General features: G+C 47.3%; 6 protein-coding genes and 1 pseudogene. 6 read left to right on the top strand and 1 reads right to left on the bottom strand.

Annotation, left to right across the window (positions count from 1 at the left end):
* The coding region (locus J0L70_RS31895; protein ID WP_287457337.1) for a hypothetical protein at nt 1–305 on the top strand (305 nt) is incomplete at its 5' end.
* A 263-nt stretch (nt 306–568) separates the two neighbouring features.
* On the opposite strand, the gene J0L70_RS31890 is transcribed toward J0L70_RS31895, so the two are convergent.
* Nucleotides 569–1810: a hypothetical protein gene (locus J0L70_RS31890; protein WP_287457336.1), complete on the bottom strand. Its 1242-nt coding sequence runs from the start codon at nt 1808–1810 to the stop codon at nt 569–571.
* Nucleotides 1811–3130: 1320 nt separating this feature from the next.
* Here J0L70_RS31890 and J0L70_RS31885 point away from each other — a divergent pair.
* The 5 genes and pseudogenes from J0L70_RS31885 (at nt 3131) to J0L70_RS32205 (ending at nt 5930) form a co-directional block, all read left to right on the top strand.
* Entirely contained in the window at nt 3131–4537 is a 1407-nt protein-coding gene (locus tag J0L70_RS31885) for an IS4 family transposase (RefSeq protein WP_287457334.1), read from the top strand.
* A gap of 51 nt (nt 4538–4588) precedes the next feature.
* On the top strand, nt 4589–5074 hold the full coding sequence (locus tag J0L70_RS31880; protein ID WP_287457333.1) for a DinB/UmuC family translesion DNA polymerase: 486 nt from the start codon (nt 4589–4591) through the stop codon (nt 5072–5074).
* Between the two features lie 124 nt (nt 5075–5198).
* Complete coding sequence (locus tag J0L70_RS32105) at nt 5199–5357, top strand: DUF1016 N-terminal domain-containing protein (protein ID WP_353736688.1); 159 nt, start codon at nt 5199–5201, stop codon at nt 5355–5357.
* A 15-nt stretch (nt 5358–5372) separates the two neighbouring features.
* Nucleotides 5373–5648: pseudogene (locus J0L70_RS32210) on the top strand (DUF1016 N-terminal domain-containing protein); the annotation flags it as partial.
* A 42-nt stretch (nt 5649–5690) separates the two neighbouring features.
* Nucleotides 5691–5930 carry a PDDEXK nuclease domain-containing protein gene (locus J0L70_RS32205; RefSeq protein ID WP_502711043.1) on the top strand — a complete coding sequence of 80 codons (240 nt, stop codon included), beginning with the start codon at nt 5691–5693 and terminating at the stop codon, nt 5928–5930.
* Nucleotides 5931–6056 lie beyond the last annotated feature (126 nt).

Below are 6056 nucleotides of genomic sequence, written 5' to 3'. Positions count from 1 at the left end.
TGATGTCGTGTGAACCGCAGTTCGGACAGGTTAGTAAGGGCTTGATCATCAAGAGTCAGCTCAAGTCAATCTCCTTTTCTATTATCGCTTCCTCTCTTTTCTACGTCCTTCCCTATAAAGCACTACCGGTTCCCGTTTTGACGAGGGAGCAACGCTCTCATCGACGGTTGAGTTGGGCAGAACGCTTGGCTCGCAATGCACTCGCGGAAACAGGCATTCATTGGCAGGTACAACTATTTGGTATTGCTTCTACAGTTTTAGAGTGGTTGCATAGCCTACACCCTAGACCTGTCTTAATTTCATGAAGCTCGTTGCGCATCTCGTGGGTGAGCCAATACAATTGTCGCGCCATATCTGGAACATCAACCATTGCTTCATACTTGGGAGAAGGTGCAAGTTGTGGGTTAACGGTCGGTGTGGATAGCAAAGATTAGGGAGCAATGGTCGGGGCTGAGCACTCTTGAGTTTCTAGCTGGTCTAGAGCAGGCGACCAAAGCGTTTGTCGGATTTGACATTGGGATTGGGACTGCCATCCTGCTTGAATGCGCCAGTTCCACACCCATTGGCTTCAGATTTGCCAGAAGCTTTGTCCTTCTGGCTGCCAGCTACACCAACTGTCGCAGTCTTGCTCTCTATCCTCTTCAGATAGCGTTTGCTCAAATCCACCTCGCCCATTGTAGAGACTGAGGACATCTGCTGCACTAAAGCAAGAGGGCAGTAATGAGGTCAGGAATAGTTCGTAGAGGTACTTAACCTCACACTTGCCGACACTGGGCTTCTGCTTGGAGAATCGAATCAATCGCACAATGATCAATCGCATCGGTTCAAGGTAGCCGCAACGAGTGGCATCCAAACATTCAATATCAAACAAATCGCGGGTGACTTCTGGACTATCAGGGTGAAGGTATTGTTGTTGAGGAGCGGTCGCGAGAATCGCTTTGACGGTTGGCTCTTTGAGCAGATGATAGTCGCGACAGCGAGTAATATACGTCATCTGGCGCTGTTGCAGAAGGGTAACATAGTTTGCACCACCATACAGCCCATCTAAGCGCAACAGCGCTGTCACGGGTGAAGTAGATCGCGCACAGTAGCGCTGAATTACGGTGCAAGATCGCTTGAGATCTTCTTTCGAGTTACAGTTCCCAGCTTCTGCAAAGTTCCCCAACCATTCACGAGTATGTGCCTGCTCAATCGTGGTCCGAGTCCGAACGGCTTCCCCGCGTTTGCGTCCGGCATATCCTGGCTTGCAGGCATTTCGACTTCGACGCTTCAGCACAGGATGAGTATTTTGAGTCAGTAACACTCGATGCCGAACAGCCTTCGTCGTGCCATCGACATCAAAGACCATCCATCGCTTGCCACTGCGGTCTGTCACGCCCAATTCTGGGCCGATGGGTGAGTGTTCAAGTAGGGCACTCTCAAAAAGTTCGCGTAAAGCTTCAACGGCATCATTATCGACATCAGCGAGGAATCGACTCAAGGTAGAAGCAACCGGACAATGCTGCCGACCCCAGACTGACATCAGCACAGATGCAACACTACTCAATTGTTCAAAAAATGCTTCTAAACTCGTCAAACCGCTCACCGCATAAGCTAGTAGTAATAGCACAAAGTCGCACACTTCATACTTGCCCATCCGTCCTCGATTCACATGCGCCTGTTGCTGCAAGCGCTCTAGTAATCCACAGTGTTGCCAGTATTGTCCTAGCAGTAAAGCTTCTGCGAACCAAGTTGGAATGGCAGGATTGGCTTGCTCAGTGGTAGTCACTTCTAAACTTGCTACAGTAAGATTAACATTCTTTTCAGACATCGTTGCCTGCCTCCAAGCAGTGCAGTTGATGTCTTTTTCTATCGCATACATTGATCCTTGAAACCGCTTCTAAATCTCGCTCTTAGCTTTTTTTCATGCACTCCTTGCGCATCGCGTGGGCATACTTATCAACTTCAAGACAAGTATTATTGGCTCCTTGGTAGGTCGTGAAATAGTAGGAGGAACTATCTGAATCACGGCGAGAATGCGTGTCCTTGTAAGCGTGAAATTTAACGGCTTAAATCCTGCTGGTAGATTCATTTGGGCGCTGTACGGAGGTAGGAAACACGGCCATCCTCTTTGGTCTTGCCAGCGTTGCTAGTCTTCATGCACGATGTCTCACCTGGGAATTGAGCAATTATCCTGCACAATCATGGTGAAGCGCCTGATTCGTTCCAGGGTTTGCGCTACTTTCTCGGCGATCCAATTCATCACTTGAATGTCGCTTTCCCCACGAAAGTCTCTTGAGCTAGGTCATACTCAAAAGACTAGAACAACTCGCCAGGGCGCTAGCATAACCTGGCTGTAGAATTAAAGAGCTTCTCTCCATCTTATGTTTAATTGATCCCGCCTATTTCTCTAAAAAGAGCGTTTTGACGAAAACACTACGAGAATTCCCATAGAAACCTACTCCGTATAGGCTGGTAATCTTGCTGAAAACTGTAGAAAATAGAACGCTAGCTTTTTCGGATGCCGAAGCTATATACAAGATATGAAAATTGAATCATAGCGATAGGCAGAACTATCTTTAAGGTGCAGGGGGACTATCGCTATTTTTTGTTTCTTTAAGTGGTAGCAAGATTATGAAGCCAGTTTCAAATTCCTCCAAATTACGAGAGCTATTGTGGATGAGCCACACTCCAATGTTTTCTTCAAAACCATCAGCAAGTCATACGCAAATATCAAACTCACTTGCGTTGTTAGGCACAACGTCTATAACAGTAATTTTGGCAATTCTCTGGTTCTATATTCTTCCTAGCTTAAGTACCTTAAGCTCTACATACTCCACTGTTCATCCCACATCTATTCCATGGCTTCAAAGCCAAAAAGACTGCGAAAAAACAGTGAGAATGTGGCGAGATGGTGAATGCTGGGATCAAGAACATAATCCTGATTTCTAATCTTCTATATCTTCATCACAGGATTGCTACTATAGCAATCTTAATTGCCCATGAAAAAGTGCTATACATCTCAAGCTTTGGGAAGTAAGCAACCTCCGGCAGAGCCCTGACTATTACCCACAAGTGCGGCTTTCACTGAGGGATAACCAGAGATAAATGTGAGCAGAAATGCTAGCTTTAATCTTTGCACAGGGAGTACATGAGCATCAGCGAGCATAACAAAGAGCAATCCTGGAGTGAATGGGAATTTGCGCAGGTGAATCTGGGCGACCAGCGACTGAACACAAGGTTGAGGAAGCTGGCAGCGGACTTGTCAGCAACTCCAGAAGCGCCCATCAACCAGGCAAGTGAAGATTGGGCAGCCACAAAAGCAGCCTACCGATTCTTTCAGAACGAGAAGGTCATAAGTGAACAAATTCTGAATTCTCATCAAGCTCGAACCGTGGAGCGGATGAAGCAGGAAGCAGTTGTGCTAGCAATTCAAGATACCTCGTATTTGAACTTTTCAACTCACAAACAAACCCAAGGGCTAGGACCGATCGGAGATCGTCGTTCTGCTAGCCTTGGTTTGGTGACACATAACATTCTTGCGGTTACGCCTCAAGGACTGCCTTTGGGATTACTGCATCAAATCGGTTGGGCAAGAGCTGGATACAATCAGCAAAGCGAGCGCGAACGCAAGAACACATCAATTGAGCATAAGGAAAGCTACCGCTGGGTTCAAGGTCTTAAGTTTGTTCAATCATTCAAACCTGAGAACACGAGAGTGATTACACTCTGTGACGGAGAAAGTGACATCTACGAGCTGTTTGTCGCTGCCGAACGTTGTCACTCAGAATTTGTGATTCGGGCTGCTTGGAATCGGCATCTCAAAGACAGCGAATTTCCTCGCTTGTGGGAACAACTGCAAGCACAACCTGTGGCGGGATGCTATCAGATCACGGTGCCGTCGAGCGGCTCTAAACCGGAACGCACCACTACCCTTGCCGTTCGATTTGGAACGGTGACTTTAGCACCCACACAACGCCCGAAACAGTCGTTATTCTATCCGTTGCCGCCGGTAATGCTGGATGCAGTCTATGTGACGGAAGTGGATGCCCCCAATGCCGAAGACCAGATCGAATGGATGCTTTTGACCAATATTGCGGTCAATTCATTCGAGCAGGCACTGGAAAAAGTGGAATGGTACTGTTGTCGCTGGCAGATTGAGGTCTTTCATAAAATTCTTCAGCACGGTTGCCAAGTCGAGCAGTGTCGCTTGCAATCAGCCGAGCGCTTGAATCGATACATCACGTTGATGAGCATTGTGGCATGGCGACTGTTCTGGATGACCTGGATGCAGAGAACTGCCCCCACTGCTTCAGCCCGGACGATTTTGACTGAACTTGAGATCCAGACGCTGATGTTGCTGACCCATCACTCCAGCGATGCTCAGCTCTCTGACTTCCGTGTCGCTCAAGCCGTGATAGCGATTGCGAAACTCGGTGGCTTCTTAGCTCGCAAGAGCGATGGAGACCCTGGCCCAACGGTTATCTGGAGGGGATGGTCGGTGCTGCAAAATGCAACTCGGTTCGCCTCTCACCTCTTCCCCCAAACTTGTGGGTAATAGTCAGAGCCGAGCTAGGGGTTTACCGAGTTAATTAAAGCGGGTGCAGAATTGAAGCAATCGTCGGAAACAGACTTGGTGCGACAGTTCGGCATGGTAGAACGATTTTATTTTCAGATTGCGAGAGCTGAGGATGATCGAGCCGTGCAGCCCGATCGTGTACTTAAATCTGTCAGTACGGAAACGACCTTTGAGAAAGATTTGGACGAGGCTGAAGCGATGATGCAGGTGCTCGAACCGATTGCTCAGACCGTGAGAAGTCAATTGAGTAGCAAACAGACCAGTGGAGGAGCCCTAACGCTCAAGGTAAAGTTTGCAAACTATGAGCAGCTCACGTGCATTCGTACCGAACCTGTCCCGATCTCAGAAACAAAGACTATTTTGGGGCTGGTGCAGGCACTGTTATCGATCGCAGAACTCAGCGATCGCAAGGTAAGACTGCTAGGAATTTCGATTTCCAATTTAGGGGGATCATCTGCCAATCGTCTATTTCAGCAACTTGCTTTACCTCTGACCTCTGTAAAGGTCGATGTTTGAAACCCTGTTCGCCTTGAACGTAACCTTGAGCATCAGATGCAGATTTAGTGTATTAATTCTGGTAATTTAGTAGGACAAATTTCCTAAAGGGAAAAATTCTTCATCCTGTTCTCTGGTATTGGTCATGCCTCAGCAACCCTCTCTTTTTCCAGATAGTTATGATGACTTCTTTCGAGAGTTAAAGGAGCGGATTCGTTCGTCCCAGATCAAAGCAGCGCTGGTAGTCAATCAAGAGCTAATTTTGCTCTATTGGCAAATTGGGCAGGAAATTCTCCAACGGTAGAAGACCGAAGGTTGGGGAACAAAAGTTGTTGATCATCTAGCGCAGGATCTCAAGGTGGAATTTCCCGAAATGACGGGATTCTCACCTCGGAATTTGAAATATATGCGCTCTTTCGCTGCGGCTTACCCAGATGAGGCAATTGTGCACCAACTTGGTGCACAAATTCCCTGGAAGCATAACTGCACAATTTTGGACAAGATCAAAGACCCAGAGCAGCGGATTTGGTACATTCAGAAAACAATCGAAAATTCTTGGAGTCGTGCTGTTTTGGTTCATCAAATTGATTCTGATCTCTACAGTCGTCAGGGCGGTGCATTAACCAATTTTCAGGCCGTGCTTCCAGTTCCACAATCCGATTTGGCTCAAAGCCTTTTGAAATCAGAATATAACCTTGACTTTCTCAATCTGCATGAAAAAGCCCTAGAGCGAGATTTGGAACGTGCCCTACTGGAACATATGCAGAAGTTTTTGCTGGAGCTTGGGGTTGGGTTTGCGTTTGTGGGGAGTCAGTATCGACTGGAGGTAGACAGAGACGAATTCTTTACAGACTTGCTCTTTTATCATTTAGGTTAAGGCGGCTTCTGTTAAAAGATTTACCCAGGCTTTAGAATAGTCCTCATTCTCTCAGAAATCTAGGAACAATCGGGTGGACAGAATCGATGAGCGCACACAAGACCCCATCGTCACTGCCTATCAGGT

Origin of the sequence: Leptolyngbya sp. UWPOB_LEPTO1 (assembly GCF_017302695.1) — a bacterium.
Classification (GTDB): Bacteria; Cyanobacteriota; Cyanobacteriia; order Leptolyngbyales; family Leptolyngbyaceae; genus Leptolyngbya; species Leptolyngbya boryana.
The sequence above is the reverse complement of the archived record's forward strand: the minus strand, read 5'-3'. Positions and strand labels throughout refer to the sequence as shown.

Bases quoted from the DNA above. Each gene is read 5' to 3' on its own strand.
- J0L70_RS31890 (WP_287457336.1), bottom strand. From the start codon at position 1,810: ATGTCTGAAAAGAATGTTAATCTTACTGTAGCAAGTTTAGAAGTGACT.
- J0L70_RS31885 (WP_287457334.1), top strand. From the start codon at position 3,131: ATGAGCATCAGCGAGCATAACAAAGAGCAATCCTGGAGTGAATGGGAA.
- J0L70_RS32105 (WP_353736688.1), top strand. From the start codon at position 5,199: ATGCCTCAGCAACCCTCTCTTTTTCCAGATAGTTATGATGACTTCTTT.